The organism is Desulfoconvexum algidum (assembly GCF_055382125.1).
In genome coordinates this window covers 4,991,194-5,009,178 of record NZ_AP042394.1, presented here as the reverse complement: position 1 = coordinate 5,009,178, position 17,985 = coordinate 4,991,194, and the positions used below count along the sequence as shown (strand labels likewise).

The window sequence follows — 17,985 nt, the reverse complement described above, 5'->3', positions numbered from 1 at the left end:
CATCGAAAAATTCTCTATTAACTCCTAATTGTGATCCATTTAGCAGAAAAAACTTGATGTGAATGAATTCAGATATTCGAAAAGTGGATTGGAAATAGATGTCAACTCTTTTTAACTTAGGAATAAAAATAAAATAAACTGACTATAATTACCCTTTTCCCGGTATCGCTCTATAATTCCACTGCCCCAGACAATCATCAAAAACTATTCTCATGGTTTCTTTAAAATTATCAGCATATTTTCTCCCAGTTTTATAGATTTTTTTTATAATGTGGGCTTTAACTTTTAAACCCGTTAGTGTAGTCGTATTTTCAATCAGTTCTTTTACATAATCATGACTTTTTAGGATGACACCCTTTAAAGATCTTGTAATATGGGGGAATAGCCGATGCTCTACAGGATTCCATTTTGATGTATAAGGAGGAAAATGTGCCATCCTTATTTCTATTCCGATTTCATCTACAAGCTTCTGCAAGTCTTCTTTGAAGATATAGTGGCGGCTTGAATTGCTACCACCACCATCTGCAAGTATGAGGATGGAAGTACAATTCGAATATTGAAGTTTGCCATAAACTTCCCACCAGATCCTTATCGAATCACAGGCAAACTCACTTGTATCTTTACTAACCCCAATGTTTACATGGGCTTTGTTAAATTTTAAATCATAAATGGCGTGCGGAATTACTATCCCATCAGCAAGATATGGAAAATCATGATCATAGACTTCAATTACACCCGTAGTATATACATGGCCATCCCTGTATAAATTACCTAAAAGCTCTTTTTTTTTGTGTCCATACTGACAACCGGATTGCCGTCTTTGAGATATTGCTCTTTTAACTGGTTAATTTTTACAAATTGCTCATTACGATTTTTAGAAGTCCCAATGGGCTTATTCTTAAAGGCTTTTCGTTTTGTGAACCCGTGTTTTTTTAACAGCTTTTTAACCACAGTTACGCTGATAATAATTTCCGCCTCTTTCATTTTTACTGCAATTTTTTTGTGGCTCAAATTGGTCCAACGAATTCTTTCATCCATAGGATCCCCAGCGATATGGTCGTCAATAACTTTGAGGAAGACTTCGTCTATATTTTCAATTATTTCTATAACTGGTTTTCGTCCAGCCCCCTTCTTTCGAGTTCTGTCTTTTACAACCATTTCCGGTTTTTTTATTTCAGAGATACCGCGAACTAAGGTATTTCTACTGCAACCAAAAAGTTCAACGATATACGCTTTTCCACCTCTCGGTAATTTTAACGCTTCTATTGCAGCATATGCTCGCCTGTCTTTTTCTGACAGCGTCAAATAAGTCTTTTTGATAAGTTTTTCAATTTCAGCAGGATAAGGTGACAATGGTTTTGGACCAGGTGTTCTTTTTTTTTTCATTCACGGTGGGGAGCATTACCTGTTTCTCCCCAGAAATCTATGAAAATAGGAGGAAATTTTATAAATATTGGCAATAACTGCTGATAAAGCTTCTTCACGAAGAGTAGATCGATTAGACAACAACTGCGATCTGTAATATTGTACCATGGGTAATAGACCTTGATTTTTTAAAGGGAGGAAATCCCATGTTAGCAGAAATTCAAGCCACACCTATAGATTCAGAAAGCTGGAAATTAAACTTTTTATCATTCGTCAGTAATCGTTTGGATCAGATCGAAAAGGATGACTCAATGGAATCCATAACAGATATATCGAAAAGCCTTTTTACAAACCGTTCAGAAATAATGGGGCAAGCGGCTTTAGCAATCATCGAGAAAAAATATGGACATCTGCTTGAGCAACAATATTGTCAATGTCCGAAGTGCCATCAGCAAACTAAAGCTAAGTCCGAAAAAGTCAAACGTGACATTGATACGCTTGTTGGACCGGTGACTTTATATCGGCCTTATTTTTACTGTAAGCCCTGCGGCTTTGGATTTTATCCCTTGGATAATGTATTGGGGCTTTCTAATAGGAAAATACAGTCAGATATCCAAGAATTAGAGGCGTGGTTAGCAGCCGAAATGCCTTATGAAACATCCGTTGAAGCCCTTGAACGATGTGCGGGTATTAAAGTGAGTAACCACCATGCCCACGATGTTGTCAATGAAATTGCCGATGATATACATTTGCTGGATATTTGCCCTGATAAAGTCGAGATTCAGCATAAAATTGACGTACTTTCAGAAGGTAGATTTCGTCGTCCTGTTTTAATGATCGGTATAGACGGTGCCCATGCACCAACCCGTCGTGAACCAAGTCCAAGAAAGGGAAAAAGAGGTAAGGGCGAATGGAAAGAAGTTAAAGGTTTTCGCATATATCTGCTTGATAATAAAGATATGGTCCATTTAATCAGTTGGCATCAAATTAAAAGTGATAAAGAACTTGCGAACGATCTTTTAGAAATCAAGCAGGCCGGGTTGATTCCTGAAGACAAAGTCCGCATATGTTTTATTGGAGACGGTGCACCTTGGATTTGGAATCGAGCAAAGGAAATTTATCCTGATGCTAAAAAAGTATTGGATTATTATCATTGCAGCGAATACTTAAATGACTTGGCCAATGCTCAATACGGCAAAAGCAACCAGAAAGCACGGGAGTGGGTAGAGGCCACGCTTACTCGTCTTTTCCTGAACAAGGCAGATCGAATTATTTCCGGAATCAAACGAATGAAACCAAAATCAGATGCAGCCAAAGATCAAATTAAAAAAACCGTTCGATACCTCACCGAGCGTATAGAGATGATCAATTATGGCTCATTGAAGCGTGGAGGTTACCACATTGGCAGTGGTGGTATAGAAAGTTCAAATAAGTTTATCTCCAATGTCCGCCTCAAACGTTCAGGTGCTTGGTGGTATCCAACAAATGCAAATAATATTTTGAAGCTACGATGTGCAAAATACAATAAAACCTTCGATCGAATTATGGAAAACAGAACAAGACAGATTGAACAGGGTCGCATTCATAAACAACTACCTAAACTTCGTCTCATTGTAGACAATTCGTGAGAAACAGGTAATGCTCCCCCAATGAACTTACCTGGGAAGCCACCAAGATTATCTTTACTTACAGCAACAGATGGGTTATTGAAGAATTTTTCAGGAATGCCAAACAGCTTACCGATATGGAGGGAGCCACTATCAGGAGTAAACAAGGCGTAGCAATAGCGTTATGCCTGGTGTCCTGGATTGACTCCCTCCTACATTTTGAAAATTACAAGCAAGGCACTGCTGGGAAATTGTCAAAAGAATCATTAACGATTCCCTCAATAGTCCGTCAAGCACAATACGAAAATCTGAAGGCAATATTAGGTAAAATTCAGCAGGATAAGAATTTTATTCCAACGTGGTTAGCCGTTGAAGAAAAAAATATTATAAGAAAAAGGAAGAAAAACAATCAATTAGTCACTCTTGATCGGCATCAAGACGAAAAAATACTATTGTGTGCATGACAAATAAAATATCATTTGTATTTGTCAATATTTTTTTTTCGAAAACTCAAGTATACAGTGGTCATCTGTTTCTTTTCAAGGGGAAGGTTTCAATTCATGTACTCTGAACTATAGTTATATTCTTGTAATACAAAAAAGGGAGTGAAAGGAAAAATCATAATGCCATGGATTTTCGATCCACATTCCGGCGGAGTTAAAATTCCGAAGAAGACTAAGGAAATTACTGAAAAAAGAATCTTGACTCACACCCAGAAGCATTACGCTGGCAAATTTACACGTCTTGATATACGTTTTCGCAATCAATTTTGTTATATAGATGAATTTCGCATTAAAAGCTGAAAGATTTGTTTATACAAAATGTGGTATTGTAAGAAATTTTAAAGATGAGAGCCCTACACGTTAAAGTGCTCACCATGCCAAGACAAAGGACTTATAGACGATATAGTCAGTTCTTTAAATTTACAAATTTTTGGTCCCATCAAGTACCTGTTTAATCATTTTAGCCATTTCATATTTTACAACTGGTTTCATCAGAAAACCTTTTATTCCAGAAAATTGAGCATTTTCTTTGTTAATCTTCTCACTGTACCCTGTACAAATGATGATCGGAATATCAGATCTTATAGAAATCAACTCTTTGGCAAGCTGAATACCGGTCATATCCGGCATGGTCATATCTGAAACAATCAAATCAAAGGTATCAGGATTTGCCTTAAATGTCTCAAACGCCTCAACACTGCTTGTCTGAGGAAACACCTTGTAACCCAATCTTTCCAGCATCTGTTTTTCCATGGTGATGATTGCAGATTCATCATCCACAAGCAGAATTCGTTCAGTCCCGAAAGGCAAGGCCTCTGCCATCTGAATGCCATTGTCCCAAGATGATCGCCTAACCACTGGCAGATAAATGTAGAAATCTGTTCCCTTCCCAACCTTGCTGTAAACTTGAATCGCTCCTTTCAAACTTTTTACGATACCATGGATAACCGACAGTCCCATTCCTGTCCCCTTGCCTTGTTCTTTTGTGGTAAAAAACGGGTCAAACACTTTACCTGTCAGTTCTTTATTCATTCCAATGCCGGTATCAGACACGATCAAACAGGCAAAAGCACCGGGTTCTATGTCGGGGGATACCAGATCAAGCTCTCCCAACTCTACTTCTTGAAGAGATACTTTCAACTGCCCACCATCATCTTCCATGGCGTGAAAAGCATTGGTTGTAAGATTCATTACTATCTGATGGATTTGAATCGGATCCGCCTTGATAACCCCACAGTCTGCCTGGATAACTTGTTGAATATCAATTGTTGCCGGAACAGTGGAGCGCACAAGTTTTAATGCTTCTTCAACGATAGATTGCATTTTTATCAGTTTCAATTCCATATTTTCCTGACGGGAAAATGTCAGGATCTGCTTGACCAGGTCTCGTGCCCTCAAGGCCCCTGTATATATTTCAGAAAGATTTTCCCGGGTTGGGCTGTCGTTTGGAAAGTCCTCTAATAGCATTTCCGTATACCCCACAATGGGGGAAAGGATATTGTTGAAATCGTGGGCAATACCACCGGCTAAGGTGCCAATAGTTTCCATTTTCTGTACCTGTTGAAGGCGATCTTCCATCTGTTTTTTTTCTGTAATGTCCCGGATCACACCAAGAACTTTTACCGGGGTTCCAGCGTCATCTTTCAGAGTTTCCGCCGTGGATGTAATAAACCGTTTATCCGTCCCTGTGACAGGCTGAATTTCAAACTCAATATTGTAGGGTCTGTCTTTTTCTATCAGATCTAAAAGAGCCTGGTGGACCCGTTCTCGCTCCAGTATGCAGTTTTCAACCTGGTCTGTGGTAAAGTCGTCGCTGTCAGGACTGAAACCATAGATCCGCCTTGCCTCATCAGACCCCCAAAACTGTTTAGTTACAAGATCGTATTCCCAATTACCGACCTTGCCTATCTGCTGGGCCTTTTCATACCTTTGCTGGCTTTTTCTCAAGGCATCCTCGGTCTTTATACGTTCTGTGATATCCCGAAGGAAACAGACAAATTGACCGCCTTCATTTTCACGGTATTGGATACTGATTTCAACATCAAAAACAAGTCCATTCTTTTTACGGTGTCTGGACTGAAACCGATCTTCTCTTTTTTCAATGGCAGCCTGGATTCGGGCATTAATATCATCGGCCATTTCAGCGGCTTCCAGATCCAAAATCTGCATTTTCAGCAGTTCCTCTTTGCTGTAACCACTCATCTGACAATAGGCTTCGTTAATTTCCAATAATTTACCCCGATGATCCGTAATCCAGAAACCATCCATCGCTGTTTCTATAATCGACCGATGTGCTTCCTCGCTCTTTTTTAAATTTCTGAACAGCAAATCATAGGGCTGTGTCAATCCTGAATAGATGAGCGCTTTATAGATTAAAAAAAATGAAACCATTTTCATGTAATGGCCCACCAGATTAGAGAAACCATAGGCACTGATATAGAAGGTAAATGCCAGTTCAGCAACGATTGATGTAACAATGGAAGCGATCAGTAATTTTAATATACTGTTTTCAAATTCATTTCGATGTTGATACAATCGAATAACAGCACCCGATAAGATCAAACTGATAATGTACTCACTGATTATTTTGAAAGGGGTCAGCCCGGTGCCTTCAACAAAACAGACAGGAAAATTCCCGCTAAAAATGAAGATTAAAACTATCACAAAAATGCCCAGGTAAACAAAAAGTACACTATTTGCCTTCAGCGGACGGGAAAAAAATAAGGGTGCAAAGAATAAAGACAGGCTTTCCATGTATCGGGCACCAATCCAGAGCTGGGTGGGCAGGTTGGTACCAAATTCAGGAAAAACCCCCATCCCGCTATACGCAAGGGTGTGTGTCAGGTCCATCAATGCGATAAAAAGATAGGCTATCCCGAGGAACAACAGGTAATTATTTTCTAAAAACCTGCGTGAGTTCCAGGCAACGATGAATATGCCGCAGGCAACAACAACGCTGAATATTTCTGAAAGACTGTGAAAGAGTAGATAGTTGTATCGGCTTGAAAAATACAATCCGACAAGCAGGAATATACCGGATAAAATTTTTACCCACTTACGATCACTGATGTAGCCTGTTCTCATTATCCTTCCTTAAAGAGGTTACCTTGTCGTTGCATAAAAAAAGTAGAAATTATGGTGAGCCTTTATAAAAGCGAGCTGAGGCATCTGAAAATTTACAGGGTATATTGTCTTCAAATAATCGCCCTAAAAAAATGTCAAACCGGTTTAAATATAGACTTAAAAACCTTTTTACTATTTCAAAATTACTAAAGTTGTGAGCTACCATCCTGAAAATAAGAAAAAAATTTGCGGTCTTCGATTAACATGTGTTGACTGACCACCTGAATGGCAAGATAATCGAAAACTTCTGTTATCTCCAACTGCCCTTCCTTGTGGCGTTTAGCCATTGCCAAAGCTGTATCAGTCAGTGTCTGATGTATATGCCGGTGTTCCTCAACATTTGGATATGCGGATTGCTCAATAATTTGTTCCTCAGCTTTAAAGTGGTCTGAAACATCACAAATCAGTTCTTCGATATACTGCTGACAAATGGCTGTTTCCTGTCGGTCGATCATAGCTGTGAGCAATTTGTTTGATCGGTCAAATAAATTTCGGTGCTGTTCATCGATCTGTTTGTTCCCACATTCATAGGCTTTATTCCACTCAAGGCGGATAAAGCCTGTATGAAGAGCCTTTTCTTGCGTGTCACTCTCTGTGAGGGTGTCAACCAGCACTATACGGTTTCGACCTGTTGATTTTGCCCTATAAAGGGCTTCGTCTGATTGGTTCAACCGATAATCAAGCGAGTGCTCGTTTTTTGAAAAGGCGACCCCACCAATACTTATAGTTAATCTCACCACCCCTTTATCCGTTGTCAGGATATGATTTTCCACAGATCGCCGCAAACGTTCAGCGATCTGGTGACCTATAACTGCGTCTGTTTTGATCAGCAGTATACTGAATTCCTCGCCTCCGATCCGTCCAAAGATATCAAATGATCTTAGCTTGGAACTGCAAATTGCCGTTATCTGTCGGAGTGCCTCATCGCCGATGCTGTGGCCATAGGTATCATTAATATTTTTGAAATAATCAATATCCATCATCAAAAGAACCATGGGCTCATTATAGCGCCCGCCACGTAAAATTTCTCTTTCTGCGAGATCATAAAACCGTCGACGGTTACTGATTCCGGTTAACATATCTTCCGTGGCCTGCCGGACAAGTTCTTTTTCCAAAAGCTTTCTGTCTGTAATGTCCTGGATCTGAGAAATGAAAAACAAAGGAGAAGCCTTTTCATCCTTTACAAGAGATACACTGAGTAGACTATATATGGTGTTGCCGCCCTTATGAAAATATCGTTTTTCCATTTGGTAGGTTTCCAGCTCACCGGACAGTATTTTGTTTACATATTGCAGATCTTGCTCAAGATCGTCAGGGTGAGTTATATCCTGGAACGTCAACTCCATCAGTTCCTCTTCGTTGTAGCCGATCAGATCGCATAAAGCCTTGTTAACCATAAGCCAGTTGCCATCCGGAGCCACAAGAGCCATTCCTATGGAAGCAAACTGAAAGGCACTGAAAAAAAGTTTATCGCTCTTAAGCAGATCTTTGAAATTATCAGATTTCATAAATCCTCATGTGGTATAAATAGATTTCTCCAAATACTGGCCATCACAACCCATGGATATTCGTTGAGAATCACGTTGTTAATAATCTTTTATTGTTCGATTAATATGAGAATAACATATTTTAGTGTTCAAACCATTTAAATTCTTAAAATATTTGAATGGAGGACGATCTAAATCCGGTAGATTGTCTTTTTCTGATCTTTTCTATTTAGCCAATTGGAGTGAACCCCTCTTTTTAATATTTTAATGATAGTCTCTATCTTGAGAGTCTAAAGTTTTTACCGCTAAATTACCATAGATAGTTTGGTATCTTTGGGCTTTTTGATCTTTGACATAATTATTCGATAAATCGCGGTATGCTTGAAAGAGCAGAAATTATGGAAGAACTCTTCCTGGATTACAAACTTCACTGTTTCCTCAGATGGAATCATCGAAGTAATCGTTCTCAGCCAGCCGTTATATTGTTTCCAGATTGTTACGTGAAAGTTTAAGGATAATATTTGTAATATACCTGAGGCGATGCAACCAAAATTAACAAATCCTTCAATGGCGTTCATCGTTTCCGTGATTAATTTTTTTTCACGTAGACTATTGCAGGCAGATAGATCGCATTGGTTTTCATTTTTAATGTTTGGCCAGGCGCTTGTCCAAAAATGACAAAAGAAGGCCCCAATGACGTGTTTTACAACCTTGAAATTAATTTCAATTTTAAAGCGGTAGCTGTAGGCTGTAATAATATCCGTAGGCGATAACGTCAAATCAGAACACATGAGAATAAAAGTTGCACTGCCGTCGATAACAAGAACAAAGCGAACCTTATCTTTTATCGGTCTCCACAGTAGATCACAGCAAAGAAAAAATATCGTCCTATTATTGCCATAAACTTCAATAGTGGCTTTTTGGAATGAACCCAGTCTTTTCTCAAAAAGATCTTTTAATTTGAGTTTGACTCCATATTTCCTCGGAGCTCCGGGCCGACCTGTTTTGGGTGGAGGGTAATCATATGTGCCAATCGCTGACCAGTTGTTTTTGTTGCCTCTTTGAGAATCAAAAATACAGGGGGAGCATTACCTGTTTCTCACGAATTGTCTACAATGAGACGAAGTTTAGGTAGTTGTTTATGAATGCGACCCTGTTCAATCTGTCTTGTTCTGTTTTCCATAATTCGATCGAAGGTTTTATTGTATTTTGCACATCGTAGCTTCAAAATATTATTTGCATTTGTTGGATACCACCAAGCACCTGAACGTTTGAGGCGGACATTGGAGATAAACTTATTTGAACTTTCTATACCACCACTGCCAATGTGGTAACCTCCACGCTTCAATGAGCCATAATTGATCATCTCTATACGCTCGGTGAGGTATCGAACGGTTTTTTTAATTTGATCTTTGGCTGCATCTGATTTTGGTTTCATTCGTTTGATTCCGGAAATAATTCGATCTGCCTTGTTCAGGAAAAGACGAGTAAGCGTGGCCTCTACCCACTCCCGTGCTTTCTGGTTGCTTTTGCCGTATTGAGCATTGGCCAAGTCATTTAAGTATTCGCTGCAATGATAATAATCCAATACTTTTTTAGCATCAGGATAAATTTCCTTTGCTCGATTCCAAATCCAAGGTGCACCGTCTCCAATAAAACATATGCGGACTTTGTCTTCAGGAATCAACCCGGCCTGCTTGATTTCTAAAAGATCGTTCGCAAGTTCTTTATCACTTTTAATTTGATGCCAACTGATTAAATGGACCATATCTTTATTATCAAGCAGATATATGCGAAAACCTTTAACTTCTTTCCATTCGCCCTTACCTCTTTTTCCCTTTCTTGGACTTGGTTCACGACGGGTTGGTGCATGGGCACCGTCTATACCGATCATTAAAACAGGACGACGAAATCTACCTTCTGAAAGTACGTCAATTTTATGCTGAATCTCGACTTTATCAGGGCAAATATCCAGCAAATGTATATCATCGGCAATTTCATTGACAACATCGTGGGCATGGTGGTTACTCACTTTAATACCCGCACATCGTTCAAGGGCTTCAACGGATGTTTCATAAGGCATTTCGGCTGCTAACCACGCCTCTAATTCTTGGATATCTGACTGTATTTTCCTATTAGAAAGCCCCAATACATTATCCAAGGGATAAAATCCAAAGCCGCAGGGCTTACAGTAAAAATAAGGCCGATATAAAGTCACCGGTCCAACAAGCGTATCAATGTCACGTTTGACTTTTTCGGACTTAGCTTTAGTTTGCTGATGGCACTTCGGACATTGACAATATTGTTGCTCAAGCAGATGTCCATATTTTTTCTCGATGATTGCTAAAGCCGCTTGCCCCATTATTTCTGAACGGTTTGTAAAAAGGCTTTTCGATATATCTGTTATGGATTCCATTGAGTCATCCTTTTCGATCTGATCCAAACGATTACTGACGAATGATAAAAAGTTTAATTTCCAGCTTTCTGAATCTATAGGTGTGGCTTGAATTTCTGCTAACATGGGATTTCCTCCCTTTAAAAAATCAAGGTCTATTACCCATGGTACAATATTACAGATCGCAGTTGTTGTCTAATCGATCTACTCTTCGTGAAGAAGCTTTATCAGCAGTTATTGCCAATATTTATAAAATTTCCTCCTATTTTCATAGATTTCTGGGGAGAAACAGGTAATGCTCCCTTCACGGTGCCTCTTAAATTTTTGATAAAGATTGCACCGTAACTATCTCATACTATAATGTAAAAGTCTAGATTTTTATAAGTACTTGATATTTCACGTTATTTTGATCAGGTAATTGAATTTTTATTCCTTAGTATGTCAAATTACATATCAATGGAAACTATAAATGTCAATTATGAAATCTCAAAATGCCCATAATTTCAAACCTTTCAATATATAAACCCAGCCAGTACTTTATCCAATGCGAATCAAAACCATGATTGAGATATTCCTTAGCTCTGATTTTTTCTCATAGTCCGGTACGGATGATTTGGATGAGGATATGCGGTCTTACTGTTGGGCATTATTTGAAATAAAGGATTAAAATGCAGAATAGAGTTTTGGGTAATAATCACTTGACCGTTTCTTCAATAGGATTGGGATGTTGGGGTAACAATAACAAATTTCAAAGAGTTTATTTCCTCCTTTCCCGATGTTCCGGGCTTATCTTGACGCAATACTCTCCAATATAACGTAACGGGATTTTAATTCTTTTGATTTTGATTGTTCCCATATCCTGGAATTTAAGTTGTGAAATTTATTTACTTTGCAGCACAACACATATTATTATATGTTATTGTATTAATCGGGATATCAGAAGTGTTTCTATTGATTTTATATGGGGGGTGTGCGGGATAACCCATAAGAAAATTGCCAGCATGTTGGGAACCAACGTTAGGACCGACGAAAGATAGTGGCATAGGGGGACATGAGCCCCGACAAATTATATTGGGGAGTAGGTAACACTATGAGGCAAAAAGATTATAGCGATTCCTTTACGGATGAAGGGTTCTGGAACAAAATCACAAAAATACCAGGGGATGAACACCCTCAACGCTATTTTTTCAAAAGTTTATTGTAATCATTAATAAGCTTCTTGTTCTCTTCGAGTAATTTGTTGTATTTATTAGCTAAGCTATTGTATTCTGTTCGACAGTTTTCCCGTTTTTGGTTGCATTCATTAACAATCTTCTTGTCCTTTTCAAATAACCCGTTATAATTATTAATCAAGCTATTGTATTTTGTTTGAGTGTCTTCCAGTTCTTGGTTGCATTCATCAATAATATTCTTGTCCTCTTCAAGTAACCTATTATATTTATTAATTAAGCTATTGTATTTTGTTTGAGTGTCTTCCAGTTTTTGGTTGCATTCATTAATAACCTTCTTGTCCTCTTCAAGTAACCTGTTATGTTTTTCAGCTAAGCTATTGTATTCTATTTGATCGTCTTTCCGTTCTTGGTTGCATTCATTAATAATCGTCTTGCTCTCTTTAATTAGTCTGTTATGGTCATCAACTAATCTATTGTATTCTGAGTTTGAGACTTCGGCTTTTAAAGCATTTATTAAAGATAACGAAATTATCAATACAAACCCTAATAAAGAGATAAACTTAAAATATTTCATTTTCTCCCGCCTTTATTTTGTATAATTACTTAAACAGTTTAATATTGATCCTTTTTTAAAATTGTAGATACAAAATCATGCTGCATTCTCGTATGATTTTAGATTATACTTATCCAAATACAATTATTAGTGGAGAATGAATCTATTTCACATCTATAAAGAAATATTTTAACTGTAAAGAATATTAAACTATCCTTTAAATATATCAGACTCATCAACCGTCGTAATTGATGACATCCTAGCAGATACAAAATTTTTGCTTCTGCAAAGGCTTTCACCCTGATTCATGAGAACGACATTACAGGGCATTCTTTAAAATAAATTTGACTCTACATTTTTCCAGAAAAGAAATTTAATTATCATCTACTGACTGGTCAGTTTGATTTCAATTCGTCGGTTCTTTTGGTAGGCATCAGGCGTATCCGCCGTATCAATGGGATGGTATTTACTAAATCCGGCTGCTGCCATCCTATTTTCAGGGATGCCTTTTTGACTCAGAAAACGAACCACGGAAACTGCTCTGGCAGCGGATAATTCCCAGTTGGATGCAAATTTTTCATTTTGAATGGGAACTCGGTCTGTGTGGCCGTCGATGCGCAGTATCCAGTTGATCTTCTTTGGGATTTTTCTGGAAATCTGCAGCAGAGTATCTGCCAGGGTTGTAAGATGAACCCTGCCCTGGGCACCCAAATCCGTGGATCCGGATTCAAAAAGAAGACCTGCCTGAAGGACAAACCTGTCTCCTTGTATCAGTATGGCCGGATTGTTGCCCAATATTTTCTGAAGCTGCCCGAAAAATTCTGACCGGTATTTCTGAAGTTCATTCACCTTGCGAGCCAGGGCAATGTTTAATTGTTTGCCAAGTTCGACAATCTTTTCATCCTTTGTCTGACCCTGTTTTTTTGTCAGGGCCAATGCATCACTGATCATCTTCAGCTGGGTCTGAAGTTTGGTGATCTGGTCGGAAAGAAGCGCCACCTCTGCCCGGGCAGTTGCAGACAACTGCTTTTCCTGTGCAATGGCTTCTTTTTGTGATTCAAGCACGACAGACAGCGCCTGTATCCGGATATCCTGTTCTTCAATTTTTTCCTGGGCCAACACCGTCATTTCTGTTTTTTCCATCAGCCTTGCCGCCAGTGATTTTGAACGATCTCGCACAACTGAAATCTGATAATCCTTGTCAGCAAGGGACACTGCAAGACCTGCCACCTTCTGTTCCAGCTCATCCTTTACCCGGGTCAGTGCCTGGATATCTTCGTTCAAACTGGCAATAGCCAGCATCTGCTGTTTTATACGGGTTTTGTCCGTTTCTGACTGCGCTGAATACTCCGCAACCTGGGAACTGAGAATTTCTCTGTCTTCGGATAACCCTATGATAACATCAGACAATCGGCTGACCTCGGTATTCAGCTGGCTGGATTTTTCTCGTTCAAGCCCCAGGATTGTTGCCAATTCATTTATCTGTTCATGGAGTATCGCCAGTTCATTTTTCTGGCCATGAAGCACCTCGCTCAGCATGAACTGGGCCACGGTAAAAATCATCAACACAAAAATAACCACCATCAGCAGAGCTGACAGGACATCAACATATCCTGGCCAGGCTGTAATAGGACTTGAGATGCGCCGCCTTGTTAATGTCATTGCGCTCTCCTATTATTTTTTCACGGCAGAGTCGACCCCTGCTGATTCTTTCTGCTGGTTCACCAGGCGAGCCATGAATATGTTGTTCTTCCGGGTCTGATTGATCAATTCCCTGAGATGGTCACCGATATCTTTTAGCGCTGCAGCAGACAAGTTGGTGCCAACGTCCATTGTCTCTTCTGTATCGACCAGACGGGTGACCCCGGATAGCCACTCCTCCATTTCATTAAAAAACCGGTTCTGGGCATGGCCGGCCTGAATATCAACAAATCCCAGCACCAAAGAACCGCCCAACCCAAACAGGGATGAACTAAAAGCCGTGCCCATTCCTTTAAGCGGTTCTTCAAGACCTTGCTTTAGATGAGTGACAACTTTTATAAAATCCTCGGTTCCTACTTCCAGACCGCTGATGACTTGTCCCACAGTACCAATAGTCTGGAGCAGCCCCCAGAAAGTTCCTAAAAGCCCCAGGAATACCAGCAGGCTGATCATGTATTTGGAAATTTCTCTGGACTCATCCAGATGGCCTCGAATCCCATCCAACACTGTCTGAAGAGATAATGCAGACAAGTGGAACCGGTCCCGATGAATCGCCTCCAGATGCTTGGCAAGGGGAGCGAGTAATACCGGTTCTGTGACAGACAGACCAGGGTCTCCTGTACGAAAAATTTTTAACCACTTAATTTCGGGTTCCAGTCTTTGAATTTGGAAGATATTAATTCCAATACCCACACAAAGAGCTGCAAGTATAAGAAGATTAAAACCCCAATTTGCCATGAACGCCGTTTTAAGTGATGCCGATAGGAGAAGACAAACGCCCATCACGATCAAAAGATAAAGAATTGTCAAGAAAAGATAATGCCGCGGATTTGTCATAGGCACCTGCCCCTTAGTCTGATATATTATCCAATTTTATAGTTCTTACAATTATTAATTGCATTTGGAAGTTTCCCATTTTTTTATCAGAGATATAGCCGAAGCTGACCACATCTATCCAAAATCATATACAAAAATATGTTATAAAATAAAGTGATTAAGACAAAAAAATAATAAGTTATTGTTGAATGCGAGACCCATGTATGGTGTTTTGTAATTGTTAAAAAAACATTCATAAGAAGAGCTTCGCATACACATACTACATTTACTGTTCAACGAACTCAAGAAAGAATTCATTTGGTCCAGAAAAAAGGAAGAGCGTAGTTCATGGTTTATCTATACTTTGCTCGCAATTATAATTCCGCTTACCTCAAAGGCCTGAGGAGAGGTATAACCGACCCCACGCTTCCCCATATTTCACCCCTCAGTGCCAAAGGGTTTTAAAAACGATTTTGCCAGTGTACCCAGTCTGCATGGGGATTGCCGTGGCAAAGCGGCAGGGCCGACACCCAATGTGGAAAGCAAGTTGCCATTGCTTTTGGATGTGTGGTATGGCTTTATAGGCATAGGGCCTAATCAGCTTTGAAAAAGGGGGGAGTCATCCGGGGCTTCCTCTTTTTTTGTTTTGGGAAGAACTAATGCCCGGTTAGTTATGAATTAAGATTATTCCGGCATAATCATACAGGATCTACTATATCTCCAATATAGTTTCATGGGATCTTGGTTTATTTGCTGATTATCCTTCACATATAATTGAATGTTTCTTTACACAAATTTGAAACACTGGTACTGATTTACGGGCGAATCCATGTTTTTAATTGTTGCATATCGGATAACATTCCAAATTACATGATTTTGCAAGGCATTTCTCCTTATTGAAAACAAACATATGAATGCCGCGAATATGGTTCAGGAGGGCTCGATAACAAGAAAAGTATGAAAAATTATTAAGACCCTGAAATATGGCCCAGTCGGACACCGGCAAAACAGTTTTCAGGTATGCCTTAATCACCTTCCAGGCGCAGATGGGCAATTTTGCCAATCATTTTCGGTCATAGAGAAAATAAATTCTTAACCGTTAGGGAATGCTGTCACATTCTGCCCCTTTCGGGATACCCCTGCAAGCCCCATAATGCCCAAACCGAAAAGTAGTGCGGTGGCAGGTTCAGGCACAGCGCTTGACGTGCTCATCTGCAACCCGAACACCTCACTAATATAGTAGCTTCCACCGAAGTAATTGCTCAGATACCATGCCCCGGGTAAGCTTGTTGAGGATGTTAATTCATAATACTGCATGCCGTTGGACTCATCATCATAATCATCATCTGAATCGGTAACATATATGCCTATTATCCTACCGGACTCATCTGTTCTATATCCCCAGCATGTAATGGCATGATAGGTCGTCAAACCTGTCAATGTGAGCGAGACTCCGTATCCGTCTCCCAACAGATATGACAGATTACTTATATCGTGTCCATAGATCGTTGTCATCACAACGGAACTGCCAAAATAATCAGCAGTCCAGAAATCCCCTCCGTCAATGGTTTTAATCTGGTTTTCATAATTGCTGTAATAATTCCCGCTTGTACCCTCAAACCACCATTCCAAGGCATAATAAACACTGCTGCCTTCATTCGTCCAATTCTTTTGAAAGTACTCGAAAATGTCCTGGCTGCTGCTGAAGGTGTAACCATCCACATTGGCCCATCCGCTCCAGTATAGAATATTGGAAGCTGCAGCGGCCCAGCACATATAATCGTCATCAATATCATCAGAATAATCATTATCTGACGCACTGGTTTTATTTGCATCTGACCACCAATCACTCCAGGTGTCATAATCATCATAGACATAAAAACTGGTTGCTTGAGAGATGGATGTGTTCAATAAGACAGCTAAAAACAACGATGATAAAAATAACAACAGTCCTTTACGTTTCATCTTTTCCTCCATGTCGGGAAGCCTTGGCGACCCATCACAAAAAATTACTAGTTTGGATAAAAACAATTCTTACGATTATTGTTATTTAACCAGTTGGTTTTAGAACCGCAAGTCCATAGAGCTATCCACTTATTTTCCACATATTTACAACATATTTTCCACATATTTTCGATCTTCTATGGGTCGGGCCACTCCGTTGCCATCCCTGCATTTCTCTATTATTTTTCTGCATTTTCAATGGTGCATTTTGAAAAGGTACCGGACAGTCATAAAGTCGGACCGCCAAAAGCCGATAATGGTGCTAAAATTTTTAGGTGTACCAAAAGAAAAATCAAAATTTGTGTGCAGGCTAAAGACAAAGCATATGTTGCAGAAAATAAACACAAAGAATATAAAAAGCAGGATAGTTAACAAAAACATGTTATGGTCAAGCCGCAGATGTTCATGTTAAAATTCAATCTTATATCCTGACAATCATAATCAAGGCATTTTCACCTAATGTGATTTATAATATATAGATCACATTGTAGCAGATCCTTGGAAAATAATTTCCGGGGCCTGGACCAAAATCCGGTTACTCTCCAATAAAGAACATTCCAGCAACTTCTCCTACAATCAATTATATTTTCACTATAATTGATTTGATGAAATGCCTTTACAAGTAAAAAAAATGTTGATATTGAATTCTTGAACAAGGTTTTTTATTAATTTGGTCGGATATCAAATTTACATATATGTTTTACTATCAATATCTTGAAAGCTGTATGGGCAACCGGTTAATTGCTTATTAGCGCCATAAAATAATTTGATGAAATTACAGGATCATATTTCAGTACTTACTGAAAATGCCAATAACTCTCTTCTGCATGCATTTGATGATTTCTTTGAATTGAGCCATAGAAGCCAAAATATTAAAAACAAGTTCACCCAATACCGTGAAAACGGATTGATCTTGCAATATGCAAAGATGCTGCTGTTTTTTTATTAGGTCCAAATGGATTTTTTGGCGGTTTCTGGGATGTTGAGAAAATTATATTTTTGAGCTTTTAGGGTACATTTTTTTTGTGGGTATCAGTCCCTTTTGAAAAAAATATTATAAATGGGAATAATATATTTTATTTATAATAAGAAATGCTTTTTACTTTAAAGACTGAATTTTATTGTTATTGACGGTGGGGGAGAAATATTCCATTAAATCATCTTTTATGCTACTGTACTTTGAGTTAAAATCAAACTTATGAGGGTTAAATGAAAAAATATATTTTAATAGTTCTTTTTGGTTTTGCATTGATTCTTTT

10 protein-coding genes and 1 pseudogene are annotated in these 17,985 nt (G+C 38.9%); 2 read left to right on the top strand and 9 right to left on the bottom strand.

Annotation, left to right across the window (positions count from 1 at the left end; all coding sequences use genetic code 11):
* Positions 1-148 precede the first annotated feature (148 nt).
* Positions 149-1,038, bottom strand: a pseudogene (locus ACZ45G_RS22635) (ISAzo13 family transposase).
* A gap of 638 nt (positions 1,039-1,676) precedes the next feature.
* Here ACZ45G_RS22635 and ACZ45G_RS22630 point away from each other — a divergent pair.
* Both ACZ45G_RS22630 and ACZ45G_RS22625 read left to right on the top strand, forming a co-directional pair.
* Positions 1,677-2,993, top strand: a complete 1,317-nt coding sequence (locus tag ACZ45G_RS22630; protein ID WP_464179935.1) for an ISKra4 family transposase — start codon at positions 1,677-1,679, stop codon at positions 2,991-2,993.
* Positions 2,994-3,109: 116 nt separating this feature from the next.
* A complete protein-coding gene (locus ACZ45G_RS22625) occupies positions 3,110-3,436 on the top strand; it encodes a hypothetical protein (protein ID WP_464172780.1) in 327 nt (108 codons plus the stop codon).
* A 459-nt stretch (positions 3,437-3,895) separates the two neighbouring features.
* On the opposite strand, the gene ACZ45G_RS22620 is transcribed toward ACZ45G_RS22625, so the two are convergent.
* The 8 genes from ACZ45G_RS22620 to ACZ45G_RS22585 all read right to left on the bottom strand — a co-directional run bounded on the left by ACZ45G_RS22620 (position 3,896) and on the right by ACZ45G_RS22585 (position 16,687).
* Positions 3,896-6,559, bottom strand: coding sequence for an MASE3 domain-containing protein (locus ACZ45G_RS22620; protein WP_464172779.1), 2,664 nt, complete (start codon positions 6,557-6,559; stop codon positions 3,896-3,898).
* Between the two features lie 185 nt (positions 6,560-6,744).
* Positions 6,745-8,106, bottom strand: coding sequence for a bacteriohemerythrin (locus tag ACZ45G_RS22615; protein WP_464172778.1), 1,362 nt, complete (start codon positions 8,104-8,106; stop codon positions 6,745-6,747).
* 284 nt (positions 8,107-8,390) lie between these two features.
* Complete coding sequence (locus ACZ45G_RS22610; protein WP_464172777.1) at positions 8,391-8,864, bottom strand: hypothetical protein; 474 nt, start codon at positions 8,862-8,864, stop codon at positions 8,391-8,393.
* Between the two features lie 320 nt (positions 8,865-9,184).
* Positions 9,185-10,501 (bottom strand): ISKra4 family transposase, encoded by a 1,317-nt coding sequence (locus tag ACZ45G_RS22605; protein WP_464179935.1) that lies wholly within the window; start codon positions 10,499-10,501, stop codon positions 9,185-9,187.
* A 1,158-nt stretch (positions 10,502-11,659) separates the two neighbouring features.
* Positions 11,660-12,226, bottom strand: a complete 567-nt coding sequence (locus ACZ45G_RS22600) for a hypothetical protein (RefSeq protein ID WP_464172776.1) — start codon at positions 12,224-12,226, stop codon at positions 11,660-11,662.
* Between the two features lie 363 nt (positions 12,227-12,589).
* On the bottom strand, positions 12,590-13,867 hold the full coding sequence (locus ACZ45G_RS22595) for a peptidoglycan -binding protein (protein WP_464172775.1): 1,278 nt from the start codon (positions 13,865-13,867) through the stop codon (positions 12,590-12,592).
* A gap of 12 nt (positions 13,868-13,879) precedes the next feature.
* A complete protein-coding gene (locus ACZ45G_RS22590) occupies positions 13,880-14,743 on the bottom strand; it encodes a biopolymer transporter ExbB (RefSeq protein ID WP_464172773.1) in 864 nt (287 codons plus the stop codon).
* A 1,071-nt stretch (positions 14,744-15,814) separates the two neighbouring features.
* Positions 15,815-16,687: a PEP-CTERM sorting domain-containing protein gene (locus ACZ45G_RS22585; protein ID WP_464172772.1), complete on the bottom strand. Its 873-nt coding sequence runs from the start codon at positions 16,685-16,687 to the stop codon at positions 15,815-15,817.
* Positions 16,688-17,985 lie beyond the last annotated feature (1,298 nt).

What these genes read in the sequence shown, in the direction of transcription:
- ACZ45G_RS22630 (WP_464179935.1), top strand. Translation starts at nt 1,677, where the DNA reads ATGGAATCCATAACAGATATATCGAAAAGCCTTTTTACAAACCGTTCA.
- ACZ45G_RS22625 (WP_464172780.1), top strand. Translation starts at nt 3,110, where the DNA reads ATGGAGGGAGCCACTATCAGGAGTAAACAAGGCGTAGCAATAGCGTTA.
- ACZ45G_RS22620 (WP_464172779.1), bottom strand. Translation starts at nt 6,559, where the DNA reads ATGAGAACAGGCTACATCAGTGATCGTAAGTGGGTAAAAATTTTATCC.
- ACZ45G_RS22615 (WP_464172778.1), bottom strand. Translation starts at nt 8,106, where the DNA reads ATGAAATCTGATAATTTCAAAGATCTGCTTAAGAGCGATAAACTTTTT.
- ACZ45G_RS22605 (WP_464179935.1), bottom strand. Translation starts at nt 10,501, where the DNA reads ATGGAATCCATAACAGATATATCGAAAAGCCTTTTTACAAACCGTTCA.
- ACZ45G_RS22600 (WP_464172776.1), bottom strand. Translation starts at nt 12,226, where the DNA reads ATGAAATATTTTAAGTTTATCTCTTTATTAGGGTTTGTATTGATAATT.
- ACZ45G_RS22595 (WP_464172775.1), bottom strand. Translation starts at nt 13,867, where the DNA reads ATGACATTAACAAGGCGGCGCATCTCAAGTCCTATTACAGCCTGGCCA.
- ACZ45G_RS22590 (WP_464172773.1), bottom strand. Translation starts at nt 14,743, where the DNA reads ATGACAAATCCGCGGCATTATCTTTTCTTGACAATTCTTTATCTTTTG.
- ACZ45G_RS22585 (WP_464172772.1), bottom strand. Translation starts at nt 16,687, where the DNA reads ATGAAACGTAAAGGACTGTTGTTATTTTTATCATCGTTGTTTTTAGCT.